General features: G+C 71.0%; 17 protein-coding genes. 6 read left to right on the top strand and 11 right to left on the bottom strand.

What is annotated here, in order from left to right:
• Window positions 1-37: 37 nt before the first annotated feature.
• Complete coding sequence (locus tag ACGFWE_RS37625; protein WP_393604661.1) at window positions 38-1,657, bottom strand: cation acetate symporter; 1,620 nt, start codon at window positions 1,655-1,657, stop codon at window positions 38-40.
• Window positions 1,654-2,010, bottom strand: a complete 357-nt coding sequence (locus tag ACGFWE_RS37620; protein ID WP_352390419.1) for a DUF485 domain-containing protein — start codon at window positions 2,008-2,010, stop codon at window positions 1,654-1,656. The genes ACGFWE_RS37625 and ACGFWE_RS37620 overlap by 4 nt, the downstream gene beginning before the upstream one ends.
• 253 nt (window positions 2,011-2,263) lie before the next feature.
• Here ACGFWE_RS37620 and ACGFWE_RS37615 point away from each other — a divergent pair, with 253 nt between their 5' ends.
• The 4 genes from ACGFWE_RS37615 (at window position 2,264) to ACGFWE_RS37600 (ending at window position 7,980) form a co-directional block, all read left to right on the top strand.
• The gene (locus tag ACGFWE_RS37615) at window positions 2,264-3,802 is read left to right on the top strand and encodes a S8 family serine peptidase (protein WP_352390420.1); all 1,539 of its coding nucleotides are present in this window, start codon (window positions 2,264-2,266) and stop codon (window positions 3,800-3,802) included.
• A gap of 110 nt (window positions 3,803-3,912) precedes the next feature.
• On the top strand, window positions 3,913-5,463 hold the full coding sequence (locus ACGFWE_RS37610) for a S8 family serine peptidase (RefSeq protein ID WP_393604659.1): 1,551 nt from the start codon (window positions 3,913-3,915) through the stop codon (window positions 5,461-5,463).
• 61 nt (window positions 5,464-5,524) lie between these two features.
• A complete protein-coding gene (locus ACGFWE_RS37605) occupies window positions 5,525-6,862 on the top strand; it encodes a CoA transferase (RefSeq protein WP_393604657.1) in 1,338 nt (445 codons plus the stop codon).
• A gap of 110 nt (window positions 6,863-6,972) precedes the next feature.
• Window positions 6,973-7,980 carry a CopD family protein gene (locus ACGFWE_RS37600; protein WP_352390423.1) on the top strand — a complete coding sequence of 336 codons (1,008 nt, stop codon included), beginning with the start codon at window positions 6,973-6,975 and terminating at the stop codon, window positions 7,978-7,980.
• Between the two features lie 52 nt (window positions 7,981-8,032).
• Here ACGFWE_RS37600 and ACGFWE_RS37595 read toward each other — a convergent pair whose 3' ends face one another.
• The 3 genes from ACGFWE_RS37595 to ACGFWE_RS37585 form a co-directional block, all read right to left on the bottom strand.
• Window positions 8,033-8,686 (bottom strand): lysoplasmalogenase, encoded by a 654-nt coding sequence (locus ACGFWE_RS37595; RefSeq protein ID WP_393604692.1) that lies wholly within the window; start codon window positions 8,684-8,686, stop codon window positions 8,033-8,035.
• Window positions 8,687-8,889: 203 nt separating this feature from the next.
• Window positions 8,890-9,804, bottom strand: coding sequence for a sterol desaturase family protein (locus ACGFWE_RS37590; RefSeq protein WP_352390424.1), 915 nt, complete (start codon window positions 9,802-9,804; stop codon window positions 8,890-8,892).
• A gap of 139 nt (window positions 9,805-9,943) precedes the next feature.
• Entirely contained in the window at window positions 9,944-10,672 is a 729-nt protein-coding gene (locus tag ACGFWE_RS37585; RefSeq protein WP_393604655.1) for a VIT family protein, read from the bottom strand.
• An 88-nt stretch (window positions 10,673-10,760) separates the two neighbouring features.
• Between ACGFWE_RS37585 and ACGFWE_RS37580 the strand changes: the two genes are divergently transcribed.
• On the top strand, window positions 10,761-11,744 hold the full coding sequence (locus ACGFWE_RS37580) for a DEDDh family exonuclease (protein ID WP_352390426.1): 984 nt from the start codon (window positions 10,761-10,763) through the stop codon (window positions 11,742-11,744).
• A gap of 63 nt (window positions 11,745-11,807) precedes the next feature.
• On the opposite strand, the gene ACGFWE_RS37575 is transcribed toward ACGFWE_RS37580, so the two are convergent.
• Both ACGFWE_RS37575 and ACGFWE_RS37570 read right to left on the bottom strand, forming a co-directional pair.
• The gene (locus ACGFWE_RS37575) at window positions 11,808-12,023 is read right to left on the bottom strand and encodes a hypothetical protein (protein ID WP_352390427.1); all 216 of its coding nucleotides are present in this window, start codon (window positions 12,021-12,023) and stop codon (window positions 11,808-11,810) included.
• 470 nt (window positions 12,024-12,493) lie between these two features.
• Window positions 12,494-12,742 (bottom strand): hypothetical protein, encoded by a 249-nt coding sequence (locus ACGFWE_RS37570; RefSeq protein ID WP_352390428.1) that lies wholly within the window; start codon window positions 12,740-12,742, stop codon window positions 12,494-12,496.
• A 128-nt stretch (window positions 12,743-12,870) separates the two neighbouring features.
• Here ACGFWE_RS37570 and ACGFWE_RS37565 point away from each other — a divergent pair, with 128 nt between their 5' ends.
• Window positions 12,871-13,668, top strand: a complete 798-nt coding sequence (locus tag ACGFWE_RS37565; protein ID WP_393604652.1) for an SURF1 family protein — start codon at window positions 12,871-12,873, stop codon at window positions 13,666-13,668.
• A gap of 80 nt (window positions 13,669-13,748) precedes the next feature.
• On the opposite strand, the gene ACGFWE_RS37560 is transcribed toward ACGFWE_RS37565, so the two are convergent.
• From ACGFWE_RS37560 to ACGFWE_RS37545, 4 genes are all read right to left on the bottom strand, one after another.
• A complete protein-coding gene (locus tag ACGFWE_RS37560; RefSeq protein ID WP_393604650.1) occupies window positions 13,749-14,708 on the bottom strand; it encodes a hypothetical protein in 960 nt (319 codons plus the stop codon).
• A gap of 63 nt (window positions 14,709-14,771) precedes the next feature.
• On the bottom strand, window positions 14,772-14,972 hold the full coding sequence (locus tag ACGFWE_RS37555) for a YbdD/YjiX family protein (RefSeq protein ID WP_352390431.1): 201 nt from the start codon (window positions 14,970-14,972) through the stop codon (window positions 14,772-14,774).
• The gene (locus tag ACGFWE_RS37550) at window positions 14,969-17,068 is read right to left on the bottom strand and encodes a carbon starvation CstA family protein (protein ID WP_393604648.1); all 2,100 of its coding nucleotides are present in this window, start codon (window positions 17,066-17,068) and stop codon (window positions 14,969-14,971) included. The genes ACGFWE_RS37555 and ACGFWE_RS37550 overlap by 4 nt, the downstream gene beginning before the upstream one ends.
• A gap of 112 nt (window positions 17,069-17,180) precedes the next feature.
• The gene (locus tag ACGFWE_RS37545; RefSeq protein ID WP_352390433.1) at window positions 17,181-17,396 is read right to left on the bottom strand and encodes a DUF3311 domain-containing protein; all 216 of its coding nucleotides are present in this window, start codon (window positions 17,394-17,396) and stop codon (window positions 17,181-17,183) included.
• Window positions 17,397-17,511 lie beyond the last annotated feature (115 nt).

Raw genomic sequence — 17,511 nt, 5'->3', positions numbered from 1 at the left:
CGTAGAGACCTACGACACGGCCGCTTCAGGGGGTGGGTCAGTGGGCGCCGGTGCCGGTCAGGGACCGGACCTCCAGCTCCGCGTACTTGCCCTTGTCCGGCTCCTCCTTGGAGAGGTAGGTGCCGATGATGCCGAGCAGGAAGCCGACCGGGATCGAGATGATGCCCGGGTTCTCCAGCGGGAACCAGTGGAAGTCGACGTCCGGGAACATCGAGGTGGGCTTGCCGGAGACGACCGGCGAGAACAGCACCAGGCCGACCGCCGTGACGAGGCCGCCGTAGATCGACCACAGTGCTCCGCTGGTGGTGAACCGCTTCCAGAAGAGGCTGTAGAGGATCGTCGGGAGGTTCGCGGAGGCGGCGACCGCGAAGGCGAGCGCCACCAGGCCTGCGACGTTCAGGTCGCGGGCGAGGGCGCCCAGCAGGATGGAGACGGCGCCGATGCCGACGGTCGCCCAGCGGGCCGCGCTCATCTCCTGCTTCTCGGTGGCCTGGCCGCGCTTGATGACGTTCGCGTAGATGTCGTGGGCGAAGGAGGACGACGAGGCCAGGGTGAGGCCCGCGACGACCGCGAGGATCGTGGCGAAGGCGACCGCCGAGATGGTGGCCAGCAGGACCGCGCCCCAGTTGGAGTCGACGCCGCCCAGATGCAGTGCCAGCAGTGGCGCGGCCGTGTTGCCCGCCTTGTTGGAGGCGATGATCTCGTCCGGCTTGATGAGGGCCGCGGCGCCGAAGCCGAGGGCGAGGGTCATCAGGTAGAAGGCGCCGATGAGGCCGATGGCCCAGATGACCGACTTACGGGCGGCCTTGGCGGTGGGCACGGTGTAGAAGCGGATCAGGATGTGCGGCAGACCGGCGGTGCCGAGGACCAGGGCGATGCCGAGGGAGATGAAGTCCAGCTTGGTGGTGCCCGTGGCGCCGTACTTCAGGCCCGGCTCCAGGAAGGCCGCCCCCTTGCCGCTGTTGTCGGCGGCGGAGCCGAGCAGGTCGGAGACGTTGAAGTCGAACTTCAGCAGCACCAGGAAGGTCAGCAGCAGCGCGCCCGCGATGAGCAGGACGGCCTTGACCATCTGGACCCAGGTGGTGCCCTTCATGCCGCCGATGGTGACGTACACGATCATCAGGACGCCGACGAGGGCGACCACTCCGATCTTGCCGGCGTCGCTGGTGATGCCGAGGAGCAGGGAGACCAGGACACCCGCGCCCGCCATCTGGGCCAGCAGATAGAAGATCGAGACGACGATGGTGGAGGTGCCGGCCGCCGTACGGACCGGACGCTGGCGCATCCGGTACGCGAGGACGTCACCCATCGTGTAGCGGCCGGAGTTGCGCAGCGGTTCGGCGACCAGGAGCAGGGCGACGAGCCAGGCGACCAGGAAGCCGACGGAGTAGAGGAAGCCGTCGTAGCCGAAGAGGGCGATGGCGCCCGCGATGCCGAGGAAGGACGCGGCGGACATGTAGTCGCCGGAGACGGCGAGGCCGTTCTGGAAACCGGTGAACTGGCGGCCGCCCGCGTAGAAGTCGGCGGCGTCCTTGGTCTGGCGTCCGGCCCAGACCGTGATGACGAGGGTCGCGAGGACGAAGACCGCGAACAGGCTGATGATCAGCCCTCGGTGCTCGCTGGCCTCGCCGGCCGCCAGGGTGATCGCGGGGCTCATGCGCCGCCCTCCATCCGGGACTTGATGGCCTCGGCCTTGGGGTCGAAGCGGGCGGCAGCGGTCCGCGCGTACCACCAGGCGATGAGGAACGTGGTGAGGAACTGGGCGAGGCCCAGGATCAACGCGACGTTGATGTTGCCGAAGACTTTGGTGCCCATGAAGTCGCCCGCGTAGTTGGACAGCAGGACGTACAGCAGGTACCAGGCGATGAAGCCGACGGTCAGCGGAAAGGCGAAGGAGCGGTAGGAGCGGCGCAGTTCACCGAACTCCGCGCTCTCCTGCACCTCGGTGAACTCCTCGGTGGTGGGGAGTTTGTGGGTCTCTTTCGCGGGTGGCGGTGCGTCGGTGGACACGGGGTCTCCTCGCGTAGCGGCTGCGGTTGTGACGGGGATCGGGGGCGAGTGTCCTCGCGTTCCCTGTTCAAGGTCACGGCGCCGCGCCTGGACCGGTTCAACTCACTTTGCTTCTTTCCGAACTCACCTTGGGGAAGTCATTGCTGGCCAGCGGCTTCGAGAGATAGCTTCGGCCTGCACCGCCCGTCATGTACCTGCCCGAGCGACACCTGTGTCTCGGGCCGGTTTCGTTTCCGGATGATGTGGAGACCCCATGTCCCAGCCGCGTTCCAGACGTTCGCGACACCGTCTCGCGCTCGCTGTGCCCGTCGTGCTGTCCCTCACGGCTTCGCTCGGCTTCCTGCCCTCGGCAGCCTCGGCCGCGCCCGCCGCGCAGGCCACGGCTCGTGCCGCGGACGCGACGGACCTGTCGTACGTCGTCAACACCAAGGTGGACCACCGCACGATCGCGTCGGTGAAGAAGGCGATACCGATAGCCGGCGGCACCGTCGTGATCGCGTACGACAAGATCGGCGTGATCGTCGTCCACTCCGCCGCCCCGGACTTCGCCCAGAAGATCCGCAAGGTGCGCGGGGTGCAGTCGGCCGGCGCCACCCGCACCTCGCCGCTGACCCCGGCGGGGACGACGGACGAGGGCGCGGTCCAGGTCCTGTCGGACGCGCAGGCCGCGAAGCTCGCCAAGGCCTCGGCCGCCGCGCCGGACAGCGAGCCCCTCGAGGCCGACCAGTGGGACCTGCGCGCGATAGGCGCCGACAAGGCGGCCCGGATCAACCCCGGCAGCCGCAAGGTGACCGTCGCCGTGATCGACACCGGCGTCGACGACACCCACCCCGACATCGCGCCGAACTTCTCCGCCGCCCAGTCCGCCAACTGCGACGGCGGTGTGCCGAACACCAGCCCGGGCGCCTGGCGGCCGTACACCGCGGACGACTACCACGGCACCCACGTGGCCGGTGAGATCGCCGCGGCCCGCAACGGCATAGGCGTGGCCGGGGTCGCTCCCGGCGTGAAGGTGTCGGCCATCAATGTGACCGACCCGAGCGACGGCCTCTTCTACCCGGAGAGCGTCGTGTGCGCCTTCGTGTTCGCGGCCGACCACGGCGTCGAGATCACCAACAACAGCTACTACGTTGATCCATGGATGTACAACTGCATGGACGACCCGGACCAGCGGGCCATTGTCGATGCGGTCAACAGGGCGCAGCTGTACGCCCAGAGGAAGGGCACGCTGAGCCTGGCCTCGGCCGGCAACTCCAACCACGACCTGGCCTCCGACGCGATCGTCGACACCACGAGCCCCGACGACTCGACTCCGGTGGAGCGGACCGTCGACCCGCACGAGTGCTTCGACGTGCCGACGCAGCTGCCGGGTGTCGTCACGGTCAGTGCGACGGGCGTCAAGAACCTCAAGTCGTACTACTCCTCGTACGGCAAGGGCGTCATCGACATCGCGGCGCCCGGCGGCGACCGGCTCTACCAGATCCCGGACACGCCGTCGCAGAACGGCCGCATCCTGTCGACCCTGCCGAACGGCGAGTACGGCTTCCTGCAGGGCACCTCGATGGCGTCCCCGCACGCCGCGGGCGTCGCCGCGCTGCTGAAGTCGACGCACCCCAAGGCGAGCCCGGCCCAGTTGCAGGCGCTGCTGAAGGCGGAGGCGACCGCCACGAGCTGCCCGGCCTCGTACGACCAGAACGGCGACGGCACGCAGGACGCGGTGTGCGAGGGCGGCACCCGGGCCAACGGGTTCTACGGCTTCGGCATCGTCAACGCGCTGCGCGCGGTCAAGTGACGGGCCGGACCCGAGACTTCGCCCGCCCCGGCGGCACCCGCACGGACCGCTCGCACCGCTCGCACCGCTCGCACCGCTCGCACCGAGAACGAACTGGAGAGATACACACCATGACAGGGCCCCACCCGCGCTATCGGCGCACGCTCGCGATCCCGCTCGGTATGGCCATCGCGACGGCCATGGCCTTCCTGCCGGGCGCCACGGCGTCCGCGACCGGCCTGCCCGGCACCGGCGCCGTCAGCGACGTCCTCGCCGCCGCCGGCACGGACGGGACGGCGCTCAGCTACGTCGTCAACGTCCGCCCCGGGCACGGCCCTTCCGCCCAGGTGAAGAAGGCCGTGGCCAAGGCCGGCGGCACGATCGTGACGTCGTACGACGAGATCGGGGTGATCGTCGTCCACTCGTCGAACCCCGACTTCGCGAAGACCATCCGCAAGGTGCGCGGGGTCGAGTCGGCGGGCAACACGCGCAACGCGCCGCTGCCCGCGCAGTCGACGGCCGACGAGGGGACGCCGAAGGCGCTCAGCTCGGCGCAGCTGGCCGCCGCGCAGGCCGCCGCCGACGCCGGCCAGGACCCGCTGGAGTCGTTGCAGTGGGACCTGCCCGCGATCAAGGCGGACAAGGCGCACGAGAAGTCGCTCGGCAGCAGCAAGGTGACCGTCGGCGTGATCGACACCGGCGTGGACGACACCCACCCGGACCTCGCGCCGAACTTCGACCGGGCCGCGTCGGTCAACTGCGTGAGGGGCAAGCCGGACACGACCGACGGGGCGTGGCGGCCGAGCGCGGCGGAGAGCCCGCACGGCACGCACGTGGCCGGTGAGATCGCGGCCGCCAAGAACGGCGTCGGCATGACAGGCGTGGCGCCCGGTGTGAAGGTGGCGGGCATCAAGGTGTCGACCACCGACGGCTACTTCTACACGGAGGCCGTGGTCTGCGGCTTCATGTGGGCGGCCACGCACGGCGTCGACGTCACCAACAACAGCTATTACACCGACCCGTGGTACTTCAACTGCACCGACGACCCGGACCAGAAGGCCCTCGTCGACGCGGTCGCCCGGGCCTCGCGGTACGCGGAGAAGCGGGGCGTGGTCAACGTGGCCGCGGCCGGCAACGAGAACTACGATTTCGCGGCCGACGAGATCACCGACCCGGCCTCGCCGAACGACGGCACGCCGTCGGACCGGGTGATCGACCCGTCGGAGTGCTTCGACATACCGACCCAGCTTCCGGGGGTGGTGACGGTCGCGTCGACCGGCGCCAAGGGCATCAAGTCGTCCTTCTCCAACTATGGCCTGGGCATCATCGACGTCGCCGCGCCCGGCGGTGACTCGACGGCTTACCAGACGCCCGCGCCGCCCGCGACCAGCGGTCTGATCCTGGGCACGCTGCCCGGCGGCAAGTGGGGCTACATGGCCGGTACGTCGATGGCCTCGCCGCACGCCGCGGCCGTGGCCGCCCTGATCAAGTCGACGCACCCGTACGCCCCGCCGGCCCTGGTGAAGGCGCTGCTGTACGCCGAGGCGGACGCCACGCCGTGCACGGACCCGTACGACATCAACGGCGACGGCAAGGTCGACGCGGTGTGCGAGGGGTCCAAGAACCGCAACGGCTTCTACGGCTGGGGCACGGTGGACGCACTGGACGCGGTGACGAAGTAGCGGTACAGGACGATCAGGGTTCGTCCATATATTGATTGAGTCAATACTGCATAGTGCAGTCATGACTTCAATCAAGTTCGTGGTGCGGGAAGGCGCTCTCCAGGGGCGCCTTCCCGTGCAGGACCTGGCGCGGGCCTGCGTGGGTGAGTGCGCGCTGGCCGCCGCCGAACTCGGGGCGCGCCGGGCTGGGCAAACCAAGGTGCCGGCCGTGCTGGTGGACGACGGTGCGGTCGCCACCGCCTTCCTGAGCGAGCGTCACCTGTCGATCAAGGGGCGCGCGCCGGTCACCTTCGCACCGCTGTCCCGGTTCTGGCGGACGGCGGACGGGTGGGTGCGGACGCACGCGAACTACCCGCACCACCGGGCACGGCTGCTCGACGCGCTGGGGGTACCGGAGGACACGGCGGCCGTCGAAGCGGCCCTCGCCGAGCGGTCCACCCTGGACGTCGAGGAAGCCGTGTACGCGGCCGGGGGTCTGGCCGTCGCCCTGCGCTCTCCCGAGGAGTGGGCCGCACACCCGCAGGCGGCCGAGGTGGCGAAACGGCCGCTGGTCGAACGAGGGCGGCTGGACACGGCACGCGCGCGTACCTTCGCGCCGACCGGCACCTCTCCCCTGCTGCCGGTCGCCGGCCTACGGGTCCTGGACCTGACACGCGTTCTCGCGGGCCCGGTCGCCACCCGCACACTCGCCCTGCTCGGCGCGGACGTCCTGCGCCTTGACGCACCCCAACTGCCCGAACTGCGGGACCAGCACGCCGACACCGGGTTCGGCAAGCGGTCGGCGACGCTCGACCTGGCCACCGACCGGCAGACCTTCGAGGACCTGCTCCAGGCGGCGGACGTGGTCGTCACCGGGTACCGGCCGGGCGCACTGGACCGGTTCGGGCTGTCCGCCGAGGCGCTGGCGGAGCGGCGGCCCGGGGTGGTCGTCGCGCAGTTGTCGGCATGGGGCGCGTACGGGCCCTGGCGTGAACGGCGCGGCTTCGACAGCCTCGTACAGGCCGCCACCGGGATCGCGGTGCTGGAGGGTTCGGCGGAGCAGCCGGGCGCGCTGCCCGCGCAGGCCCTCGACCACGGCACGGGCTACCTGCTGGCGGCAGCCGTGTTGCGGGCGCTGACCGAGCAGTCGCACGAGGGCGGGAGCCGGTTCGTGCGGCTGGCGCTCGCGAGAACGGCCCGGTGGCTGACGGACGGTGTGGACGACATGGGCGACCGCGTCCTGGCCGCGGGAGATGCCGGGAGCGGTTCCTACGATGATCCCGGGCCCTGGTTGTCGGAGACGGACAGCGCGCTCGGGCGGCTGCGGTACGCGCTGTCGCCGGTCTCCTTCGAGGGCGGCCCGACGGACTGGGACCGGCCGCCGGTGCCGTGGGGGACGGACGCTCCGGGCTGGCGTTGACCCGGCCGGAACCGACAGCGCACCGGAAGCGTGTGTATGGGTGGAATGCCGTACCACCACTTGTTTCCCTACAGTTGCCCGGTTCTGTCCGTTGTGGTCAAGATCGTACGGTGACGTTGACCAGATCCCCCTCCGCGGTGACCGACGCGAGCGGCCCCGCACGGCGCCCCGGCACCGGCCGGGCGGTCGCCGTCCTCGCCCTGGCGATGGTGGCCGTGGCGACACCGCTGCTCGGGCCGTCCGCCGCGCTGCACGGCACCGGGGAGGCCGGCGCGCCCGGGGCCGGTGGAGTGGCCCTGCTGCGGGCGGTGCTGTTCGTGGCGTTGTGCGTGCCGCTGGGCGAGCTGTTCGTGGGCCGGCTGGTGCGCTCGGTGCCCGGCACTCCCCCGGACGTTCCTTGCTCCTGGGCTCCCTGGGCGGCCGCCGCCGGGTCCCTCGCCGCGCTGGGCCTGGCGTCGGTCGTGGCGACCGGCAATCTGGTGCCCCACAGCCTTTCCGCGATCGATGTCGGCGGTCTGTACGCGTCGCGGGACGGCAAGTTGGCCCTGTTGGAGGTCAACGCGTTCCTGCTGGCCGGTCTGTGCGCCCGCTCGGGCCGCCCGACCGTCCAGGTGTGGCCCCTGTCCGCCGCGGTAGCGGCGGAGGCTCTGCGCGCGCATCCCGTGACCGAGCACAGCCCGCTGGTCGGCTCCGGGCTGACGCTGGTTCACCTCACGTGCGCGGCGCTGTGGGCGGGCGGACTGCTGCACGTGCTGCGGACGCTGCGCCACTGGGGCCCCGCGGCGCCGGGCGCGGCGCTGCTCGGGCTCTACGCGCGCGTGGCGGCCGTATTGCTCGCCGCCATCTCGGCGACCGGGGTGTGGAGTTCGCTGCGCCGGATGCCGCCCGGCACCATCCTGGAGCAACTGACCGACACGGCCTACGGGCGCACGCTGCTCGCCAAGGTGCTCCTCGTGGCGGTCGTCGCCGTGCTCGCCCTGTGGGCCCGCACCCGGCTGCGCCGCTCTCCCGACCCGCTGACCGCCTGTGCCCCCGCGCGCGTGGAGGTCGTGGCCCTGGGGCTGGTGGTTGTGGTGTCGGGGCTGCTGACGGCGCTGCCGTTGCCGATTCACTGGTGAGGACTGCGCGCCGCCGTCGCGGGTGATGCGGACACCGTCGGACCACCTGCACTCAGGGAGTGGTCGAGCGGATCTCACCGTATGTCGCCATCGGCCCCGGACGCGCTTCGAGGGCTCGTCGTACGCCACTGGCCAGCAGGAACTGCGCGGCGACATACGTGAGCATGATCCAGAACTCGGGTCGTGGTAGCTGGGGCCAGTCGGCGACGCCGGTCGCGATGAGGGTGTCCGAGAGCAGGAAGAGCACGCCGCCGAGTCCTGTCAGGAGGCCGAGCCGGGCGGCGGTGTACGCCATGGTCACGAGCAGGGTGCTGTAGCCGGCGACGGGGATGCGGAGGTCCGTCGGCAGGCCCGGCCACAGGAGGGCGACCGTGGTGACGAGGGAGAGGGCGTAGACGGGGGCCGGGAGGAGGGCACGCGTGCGTGGCGTGCCGTGACGCCGAAAGAGCGCGATGTAGCAGACGTGGCCCGCGGCGAAGCAGGCCATGCCGGCGAGGAAGGCCGGGCCGCTGTCGGACAGCAGGAGGACGTCACCTCCCCAGCCGCACACGAGCGCGATGACGAGGAGGCGTGGTGTGCCTCGGACGGCCGCCCATGCGGCGAGGAGCGGCATGAGCAGGGGCTTGGCGACGACATGGCCGCCAGCGAAGCCGACGGCCAGGGAGACGAGGTCGATGAGAGTGACTGCGGCGAGGCAGGCGAGCAGAAGAGCAGCGAGGGAACGCGCGCGCGGGCCCCGCCCGGAACTCGCGCGTGTGGACGCCCGCCGCTCGGGACGGCCCCCGTCACGCTCCTCCCGCCCGGTGTGCACTCGCCCGCGCCACAGCCGTCCGACGTCGACTCGCCCGCGCTCCTGCCGCCCCACGAGGCCACGCCCGCGCGCCCATAGCCGGAGCCGGGGCCGGGTTCTCACGCGGCCGCGCTCCCTCCGGCCGAAGCCGGTTCCGGTTCCTGTCCCTGGCCCTGTTCCGACACCGGGGCCGATTCCGGCGATCGCGACGGCTGCCACCCCGGCCCGCCGAACACCCGCCCGGCCCGCTCACGCCAACTCCGGGCCTTCCTGACGTCCTTGATGATCGCCACGTACTCATGAGTGGCCACCTTGACCGGGTTGAACGTGTTGATGTTCTTGGTCAACCCGTAGACGGGCCGTTCGGTCTCGGCGACGAACGAGCCGAAGAGCCGGTCCCAGACGATGAGGATGCCGCCGAAGTTGCGGTCCAGGTAGCCGCCCTGGGAGGCGTGGTGGACGCGGTGGTGGGACGGGGTGTTGAAGACGAACTCGAACCAGCGGGGCATCTTGTCGATGCGTTCGGTGTGGATCCAGAACTGGTAGACGAGGTTCGCGGAGGAGCAGAAGGCGAGCGCGGCCGGGTGGACTCCGGCGGCGACGAGGGGGACGTAGAACGGCCAGACGGTCAGGGTCGTCCAGGGCTGGCGCAGCGCGGTGGTGAGGTTGAACTTCCGGCTGGAGTGGTGGACGACGTGACAGGCCCACAGGATGCGGATGACGTGGTGGCCGCGGTGGGACCAGTAGTAGAAGAAGTCCTGCCCGAGCAGCATCAGGGGGACCGTCCACCACAGGACGGGTACGCGCAGCGGGGTGAACTCGTACAGGGCGGTGTAGACGGCGACGATCGGGATCTTCCAGAGGAAGTCGAAGAAGAGGCTGCCGAGTCCCATGCCGATGCTGGTGGCGGCGTCCTTCGTCTCGTAGCCGGCCGCGTCCTCGTCGGGATGGACGCGGACGCTGATCATCTCTATGACGGTGAGCAGCACGAAGGCGGGTATGGACCAGACCACGACATCGGGGAGGTTCGGCATGCGTGCACCGTAGAACCGCCGGTCGGGCGGGGCTAGACGTTGTTACCCACAAGTATTACCGGTGGTACGCGCTTGCTTCTTGGCGATCTCCACCAAGGGGCTGCCGGCGGGCGGTGACGCCAGTTACCACGCCGGGGCGTCAGCGGACCCCCGCCGCCCCCAGCAACACCCCCACCCCGTACGTGACCCCCATCGCCAGCAACCCGCCCACCACGTTCCGCACCACCGCGCGCCCCGCATGCGCCGCACCCAGCCGCGCGCTGCTCCACCCGGTCAGCACCAACGCCGCCACCACCGACACCACGGTCACCGGCACCCGCCACCCCGCCGGCGGCAGCACGATGGCCAGCAGCGGCAGCAACGCCCCCGCGGTGAACGCCAGGAAGCTCGCCCAGGCCGCATGCCAGGGGTTGGTCAGTTCGTCCGGGTCGATGCCGAGCTCCACGCGTGCGTGAGCCCGCAGCGCGTCACGTTCCGTCAGTTGTTCCGCCGCCTCGTGGGCCACGTCACGGGACAGACCCCTGTCCTCCAGAAGCCCCGTCAACTCCTCCAGCTCCGCCTCCGGCCGTTCGCGAAGTTCCCGTTTCTCCACGGCCAGTGCGGCCATCTCGGAGTCGCGCTGGGTCGACACGGACACGTACTCCCCGGCCGCCATGGACATCGAGCCGGCCAACAGGCCCGCCAGACCCGCCGTCAGCAGGGCCGCGCGGTCGCTCGTCGCGCCGGCCACGCCGACGACGAGGCCCGCCGTGGAGACGATGCCGTCGTTCGCGCCGAGAACGGCCGCGCGCAGCCAGTTGAGGCGGGCGCCGAGCCCACCGCCGTGTGCCTCGTCGTGCGCCGGTGCGCTCGCACCCTCTTCGGTCATCCCCGGAGGATCGCACCCCGGTCGTCGCGAGCCCTGTACCGACGCCGCGGTGAGGGACTGTCAGTCGTGGCCCGTATCCTCGTGAACCATGCTCGAAGACCAGACGACCGCAGCGTCCTCCCCCACAGCGTGGCCGGCCGCGTATCCGCAGGGATACGCGGTCGTCGACGTGGAGACCACCGGCCTGGCCCGCGACGACCGGATAATCTCCGCGGCCGTCTACCGACTGGACGCGCGCGGCGAGGTCGAGGACCACTGGTACACGCTGGTCAATCCGGAGCGCGACCCGGGCCCCGTGTGGATCCACGGGCTGACGAGCGAGACACTCGAAGGCGCCCCGCTCTTCCCGGACATCGCCGACGAGTTCTCGGCCCGCCTCGACGGGCGCGTGCTCGTCGCGCACAACGCCGTCTTCGACTGGCAGATGATCGCCCGCGAGTACGCGCGCGCGGGCCGGTTGGCGCCGGTGAGTCAGCGGCTGTGCACCATCGTCCTGTCGAAGGAGCTCGGCCTGCCGCTGCCCAACCACAAACTGGAGTCGCTGGCCGCCCACTTCGGCGTCGTACAGCAGCGGGCGCATCATGCCCTCGACGACGCGCGTGTGCTCGCGGAGGCGTTCCGGCCGAGCCTGCGGGCCGCCGCCGCGCGAAGCGTGCGGCTGCCGCTGCACGAGTGCCGGCCGCTGACCGAGTGGACGGACCGGGCGGTGCCGCGGCAGTCGGCGGGCTACAGCGGTTACCGTCCGACCAGTTGGCGGCCCGCGCGCAGGCGGCCCGCGTGCCCCTACCCCAACCCGGGGCGGTACGAGGACGGCAAACCGCTCAAACAGGGCATGCGGATCGCCTTCTCCGGTGACACCTCGACCGAGCGGGACCTCCTGGAGGACCGGGCGATCGAGGCCGGGCTGCATGTCGCCACCAGCATGTCCCGGCTGACCAGTCTGCTCGTCACCAACGACCCGGACTCGAACACGTCCAAGGTGGTCAAGGCCCGGCAGTTCGGCACACCGGTCGTCGACGAGGCGGCCTTCGGGCAGCTTCTCCGGGACGTGGAGCCGGCGTCGGAGGGATGACCGTACGGACCTGTACGGGCCGGGGCCGCTGTATCGGCGGTGGGGGCCGGTGCGCCGGGTCGGTCAGGCGATGGCGATGCCGTCCAGCTTTCCGGCCTTGGCCTCCTCCACCAGCGAGGCGAACTGGTCGGCGCTCATCTGGACGCGCTGGCCGAAGTCGTCGGTGAGCAGGACGCGGCGGTCCGCGGGGGCACTCGGGTCGACGAACAACTGGGGGCAGCCGCAGTCGCACTCGCCACAGAAGGTCGCCAGCGGTTCCAGTGCGTTGGTGTCACTCATCGTGAACTGCCTTTCACGGGGAGACCGGACGGTCGGATGGGTGCCGCCCGCCAGGTGTGCGGGCGTGGCCAAGGCATACCCCGCGTGCAGGACGCGACGCGCTCGCGTGCGGACCGGCGGGAGCGCGGTCCGGCCGGCCGTGCGCCGATGCGCACCCGATGCTTCCTCTCGCTCGGGAGCAGGAGGAACCAACTCATCCAGGGTTACGAGCGCTTGAGGTGGTCGCAGAGGCGGGCGGCGCGGTCGGGAAAGTGCAGGACGGTGAGCGTGGTGACGCCGGTGGCGCGGATGAGGCCGAGGAGCTCGAACCGGGCCCGGCCGGCGAGCTCGCGCTCCTGCCGGGCGGCGGCCGCAGACCCGTCATCCCCGGCCTCTCCTCACCGCCGACCCCGTCCCGTCCCCGCCTGCCGACGCGACGGGCGTACGACGGCACGAGGAGGCCCGACGGGTTCGCCACCCCTCGGTGTCGGTCAGACGGCGGAGCCGACCTTGTCCACGATGCCGACCTTGCCCTCCGCGCGGGCACAGTGCGCGCCGCAGAACCAGTGACCGTCCACCTCGACGCCCTGGCCGATGATCTGCACCCGGCAGTGCTCGCAGATGGGTGCCATGCGGTGGATCGCGCAGGCGAACGAGTCGAAGACGTGGCGTGCCCCGTCCCGGGTCTCGACGGTGAACGCCAGGTCGTAGTCGTTCCCACACACTTCGCAACGTGTCATAAGCCGAATCGTCAGGGGCCGGCCCGGCACTCGCAAGCCGACAGCGCTCCATCGGGTGGGCATCGTCGGCCGGGCCCGACCCACACCCCTGTGCGAGCCCCCCGTCGTCCGAGTTGTACGGTCGTGGGGTGTACCGCTTCCTGTTGTCCCGGCAGTGGGTGATCCTCACGCTGGTCGCCCTCCTCCTCATCCCCACGATGATCAGGCTGGGCATCTGGCAGATGCACCGCTACGAGTTGCGCACCGCCCGCAACCAGCTGGTCTCCGAGGCACTGTCCGCGAAGCCGGTGCCCGTGGAGCGGATGACCTCGCCCGGACACACGGTCACCACGCACGACCGGTACCGCAGCGTGACCGCGAAGGGGCACTTCGACGCCGGCGACGAGGTCGTGGTCCGGCGTCGCACCAACTCCGACGACGAGGTCGGCTACCACGTCCTGACCCCCTTCGTCCTCGACGACGGCAAGGTGCTGCTGGTCAACCGGGGCTGGATCCCCGCGAACGGTCCCAGCCAGACCGTGTTCCCGAAGATCCCCGCTCCCCCGAAGGGCGAGGTCACCGTCACCGGACGGCTGATGCCCGACGAGACGACCGCGGCGAGCGGTATCAAGAACCTCAAGGGGCTGCCCGACCGGCAGATCATGCTGATCAACAGCGAGCAGGAGGCCAGGCGGCTGGGTGCCACGGTGCTCGGCGGCTACATCGCCCAGACGGCACCCGAGCCGAAGGGTGACAGCCCGGAACTGATGGGCGCCGATCCCGGCAAGGAGGACGCCGCGCTGAACTACGCCTACGCCATCCAGTGGTGGCTGTTCTCCGTGGGCGTTCCGATCGGGTGGGTCGTCCTGGTGCGGCGCGAACTCCGCGACCGCCGGGAGAAGGCGGAGCAGGAAGGCGCGACGGACGCGGAGCCGGCCGCGGTGTGACACCCCGGCCCCGCTAGCCCGCCCCTGACAGCACCAATCACGGCATCACCCTCCGCCCCACCGCGGCATGCCCCACTGCCTCACCCGCCCTCGCGGTCGCGCCAATACACAAACGTCCGCTCCGGCTCGGGCAGCAGCTCCCACGGGTGTGGGGTCATGTGGCGGCCGATGCGCCGGAACACAGGGGCCGCGTCGGTCGGGCGGTGCGTGCGGGCCAGTGCGAAGGCCAGGATGTTGAGGTCGGCGACGACCTCGGCGTGCGGTGGGGCCGCGGTGTGGAACCAGTCGGTCAGGGCCCACTCGATCTCCGCGCGGGCCCGGGGTTCGTTCCAGTGGCTGTCGGCCCCGAGGGGCATCTGCCGCTGCCGGTGGGCGACGAGTTCGACGCGGGCCGCCACGGGAAGCAGGGCGAGCGGTGAACCGTACGGGGCACGGGCGGCGGCCTGACCTGCGAAGTCCATCATGTCGGCGACCGAGCCCTGTCCGCGCGGGGACAGACAGCTCAGCAGCCGGTGGTAGGCGCCCCGGTGCCACGGGGCCCGCGTGACGGCCTCCGTCCACACGGGCACGGTGTCCCGGGCCGGCACGGCGAGGGAGTGCATCAGCCCGAGCAGGGCCAGCCAGGGCGTCGGATCGTCGGGGCAGACCTCGGCGGCGCGCAGACAGGCCCGCTCCGCCTCCTGGACGGCGGCCCATCCGTCGCCCCGTCCGTCGGCCCGTCCGTCGACCGAGGCCCGCCGCGCGCAGCGGACACAGGCCCACAGCACCAGCGCGTCCCCGTCACCAGGGCGTTCGCCGATCCACCGCCGGCAGACCGAGACGGGCAACCCGTCCGCCAGTACGGACATCCGGTGCCACCGGCGGTCCCAGTCCCTCCCCGTGTCCCCCAGGAGGTCGGCGACCGGCTGCCAGAGCGGACGGCTCGAACCGGCGCCGAGGCCGTGCAGCTGAAGGGTGGGCCGGAGTTCCGTCAGCGTCGCGTGCAGCGCGTCGTCGTCGAGGGCGGGGTGGACCAGGAGGGCGGTGCGGCGTCTGAACATCTCGGTCCCGAAAGGTGAGAGGGGCGGGCGGTGTGCCCGCCCCGTGATCCACGACAGAGAACGTCAGCAGCACCGCCCCTGCGGGTGAGCCTCCCGGTGCCGGGTGCGCAGCACCTCGTACTCCCGTCTGGTGGGGACCGGCGCGAGCGGATGGTGGCGCAGATGCCGCTCGCGGTAGCGGTCGTACTCCGCCTCCCCGGTCAGCTCCCGCAGGTACCACCGGACGGCCCCCGCCCACCGCCGCGCCGTCACCGTCACCGTCACGCGCGCACCCCCACCAGCTCCTCACCGGCCCGCTCGGGCACGTCGATCCGCGACTCGACGTACGGCGCCTCGGTGGTCGGCAGCGTCCCCGGCGCCCGGACCGCCCGCACGCACACCACCCCCGCGTTGACGATGACGACCGCGACCAGCAGCAGGAACAGGGCGATCAGCACCCCGTCGACCGTGGAGTTGGTGACCACCGTGTGCATGTCGTCGAGCGTCTTGGCGGGCGCGAGAACCTGGCCCGCGTCGATGCCGTCCGCGTACTTGGCCCGCTGGGCGAAGAACCCGACCCGCGGATCGTCGGAGAAGATCTTCTGCCAGCCCGCGGTGAAGGTGATCGCGACCACCCAGGCCAGCGGGACCCCGGTGACCCACGCCCAGCGCAGCTTCCCGGACTTGACGAGGACCGTGGTGCACACGGCCAGCGCGATCGCGGCCAGCAACTGGTTCGCGATGCCGAAGAGCGGGAAGAGCTGGTTGATTCCGCCCAGGGGGTCGGTGGCGCCGGTGTAGAGGAAGTAGCCCCAGGCCGCCACCACGAGGGCGCTGCACAGCCAGATGCCCGGCTTCCAGTTGACCCGGCCGACCGGCTTCCACACGTTGCCGAGCATGTCCTGCAGCATGAAGCGGCCGACACGCGTGCCCGCGTCCACTGTTGTCAGGATGAACAGCGCCTCGAACATGATCGCGAAGTGGTACCAGAAGGCCTTCATGGCGGTGCCCCCGAACACCCCGGAGAAGATCTCCGACATGCCGACCGCGAGGGTCGGGGCGCCTCCGGAACGGGCGATCAGCGACTGTTCCTCGACCGCCTTGGCGGCCTGCGTCAGCTGGTCCGGCGTGATGGTGAAGCCGAGGCCCGCCACGGCGTGCGACGCCGACTGGGCCGTCGCGCCCAGCAGTCCCGCCGGGGCGTTCATCGCGTAGTACAGGCCTGGCTCCAGGGTCGCCGCCGCGATGAGCGCCATGATCGCCACGAACGACTCCATCAGCATGGCGCCGTACCCGATGAGGCGGACCTGCGACTCCTTGCGGATCAGCTTCGGCGTCGTACCGGAGGAGACCAGCGCGTGGAAGCCGGACAGCGCGCCGCAGGCGATGGTGATGAACAGGAAGGGGAACAGGGAACCCGCGAACACCGGCCCGGCGCCCGAGGTCGCGAAGTCGCTCACCGCGTCCGCGCGCAGCACCGGGGCGGCGACCACGACACCCACCGCGAGCAGCGCGATCGTGCCGATCTTCATGAAGGTGGAGAGGTAGTCGCGGGGGGCCAGGAGCATCCAGACGGGGAGGACGGAGGCCACGAAGCCGTAGCCGACCAGGCAGAAGACCAGGGTCGTCGGGCTGAGGGTGAAGGTGGAGGCCAGCGAGGAGTTCTGGACCCAGCTGCCGCCGACGATCGCGAGCAGCAGCAGCGCGACGCCGATGAAGCTGGTCTCCACGACCCGGCCGGGGCGGATGCGGTGCATCCAGAAGCCCATGAACAGGGCGATCGGGACGGTCATGGCGACGGAGAAGGTGCCCCACGGGGAGTGCGCGAGGGCGTTGACCACGACCAGGGCCAGCACGCCCAGCAGAATGATCATGATGGCGAAGACCGCGACCAGCGCGGCCGCCCCGCCCAGCCGGCCGATCTCGTCCCGGGCCAGCTGCCCGAGCGACGTGCCGTCCCGGCGCATGGACAGGAAGAGGACCACCATGTCCTGCACCGCCCCCGCGAAGATCACTCCCGCGACGATCCACAGGGTGCCGGGCAGGTAGCCCATCTGGGCCGCCAGCACCGGGCCGACCAGCGGTCCGGCGCCCGCGATCGCCGCGAAGTGGTGGCCGAGGAGGACCCGCTTGTCGGTGGGGTGGAAGTCGACGCCGTCCTCCAGGCGTTCGGCCGGGGTGGCACGGCGGTCATCGGGTTCGAGGACCCGGCGGGAGATGAAGCGGGAGTAGAAGCGGTAGGCGATCGCGTACGACCCGAGCGCGGCGACGACCAGCCAGACCGCGGAGATCTTCTCGCCCCGGGCCAGCGCGAGCACGCCCCAGGCGACCGCGCCGAGCAGCGCGACGACGGCCCACAAGAGGATCGACCGAGGTGACATACGTGACTTTTCAGGCGCCTCTCGGGCAGGCTGAAGGACGGTCTCGGGCATGGCGGCTCCTCACCGGAAACGGTGGAACGGAAACGGTGGAACAGGGCGAACAACAGAAGGCTCAGCGGCGATGTCGCTCCGACAGCGCATACGCGGCGAGCAGGCACAGACCGCACCCCGGCACCCAGGCGAGCTGGTACCAGTAGAAGAACGGCGTGCCCGCCAGGCGCGGCTGCGCACCGGCGTACATCGGGACCCACAGCAGGCCCGCGGCGGGGGCGAGAAGCAGTACGGCGATCGCGACGCGCCGTAGCCGGTGATGACCGGTCCGTGCCATGACCTGCGCTCCTCTCCCCATCGCTGTCGGTCTGTGCAAGAGTTGCCCACCTCCCGCGGACGGTTGACAGCGAATTCCGGGGAGATTTCCCGCCGGTGTCCGTCATCCGAACCGG

The organism is Streptomyces sp. NPDC048523, assembly GCF_043199815.1.
Classification (GTDB): domain Bacteria; phylum Actinomycetota; class Actinomycetes; order Streptomycetales; family Streptomycetaceae; genus Streptomyces.
The sequence above is the reverse complement of the archived record's forward strand: the minus strand, read 5'-3'. Positions and strand labels throughout refer to the sequence as shown.

Excerpts from the sequence above, each read along its gene's own strand:
- ACGFWE_RS37625 (WP_393604661.1), bottom strand. The coding sequence starts at position 1,657 with ATGAGCCCCGCGATCACCCTGGCGGCCGGCGAGGCCAGCGAGCACCGA.
- ACGFWE_RS37615 (WP_352390420.1), top strand. The coding sequence starts at position 2,264 with ATGTCCCAGCCGCGTTCCAGACGTTCGCGACACCGTCTCGCGCTCGCT.
- ACGFWE_RS37610 (WP_393604659.1), top strand. The coding sequence starts at position 3,913 with ATGACAGGGCCCCACCCGCGCTATCGGCGCACGCTCGCGATCCCGCTC.
- ACGFWE_RS37605 (WP_393604657.1), top strand. The coding sequence starts at position 5,525 with ATGACTTCAATCAAGTTCGTGGTGCGGGAAGGCGCTCTCCAGGGGCGC.
- ACGFWE_RS37590 (WP_352390424.1), bottom strand. The coding sequence starts at position 9,804 with ATGCCGAACCTCCCCGATGTCGTGGTCTGGTCCATACCCGCCTTCGTG.
- ACGFWE_RS37585 (WP_393604655.1), bottom strand. The coding sequence starts at position 10,672 with ATGACCGAAGAGGGTGCGAGCGCACCGGCGCACGACGAGGCACACGGC.
- ACGFWE_RS37580 (WP_352390426.1), top strand. The coding sequence starts at position 10,761 with ATGCTCGAAGACCAGACGACCGCAGCGTCCTCCCCCACAGCGTGGCCG.
- ACGFWE_RS37575 (WP_352390427.1), bottom strand. The coding sequence starts at position 12,023 with ATGAGTGACACCAACGCACTGGAACCGCTGGCGACCTTCTGTGGCGAG.
- ACGFWE_RS37570 (WP_352390428.1), bottom strand. The coding sequence starts at position 12,742 with ATGACACGTTGCGAAGTGTGTGGGAACGACTACGACCTGGCGTTCACC.
- ACGFWE_RS37560 (WP_393604650.1), bottom strand. The coding sequence starts at position 14,708 with ATGTTCAGACGCCGCACCGCCCTCCTGGTCCACCCCGCCCTCGACGAC.
- ACGFWE_RS37550 (WP_393604648.1), bottom strand. The coding sequence starts at position 17,068 with ATGTCACCTCGGTCGATCCTCTTGTGGGCCGTCGTCGCGCTGCTCGGC.
- ACGFWE_RS37545 (WP_352390433.1), bottom strand. The coding sequence starts at position 17,396 with ATGGCACGGACCGGTCATCACCGGCTACGGCGCGTCGCGATCGCCGTA.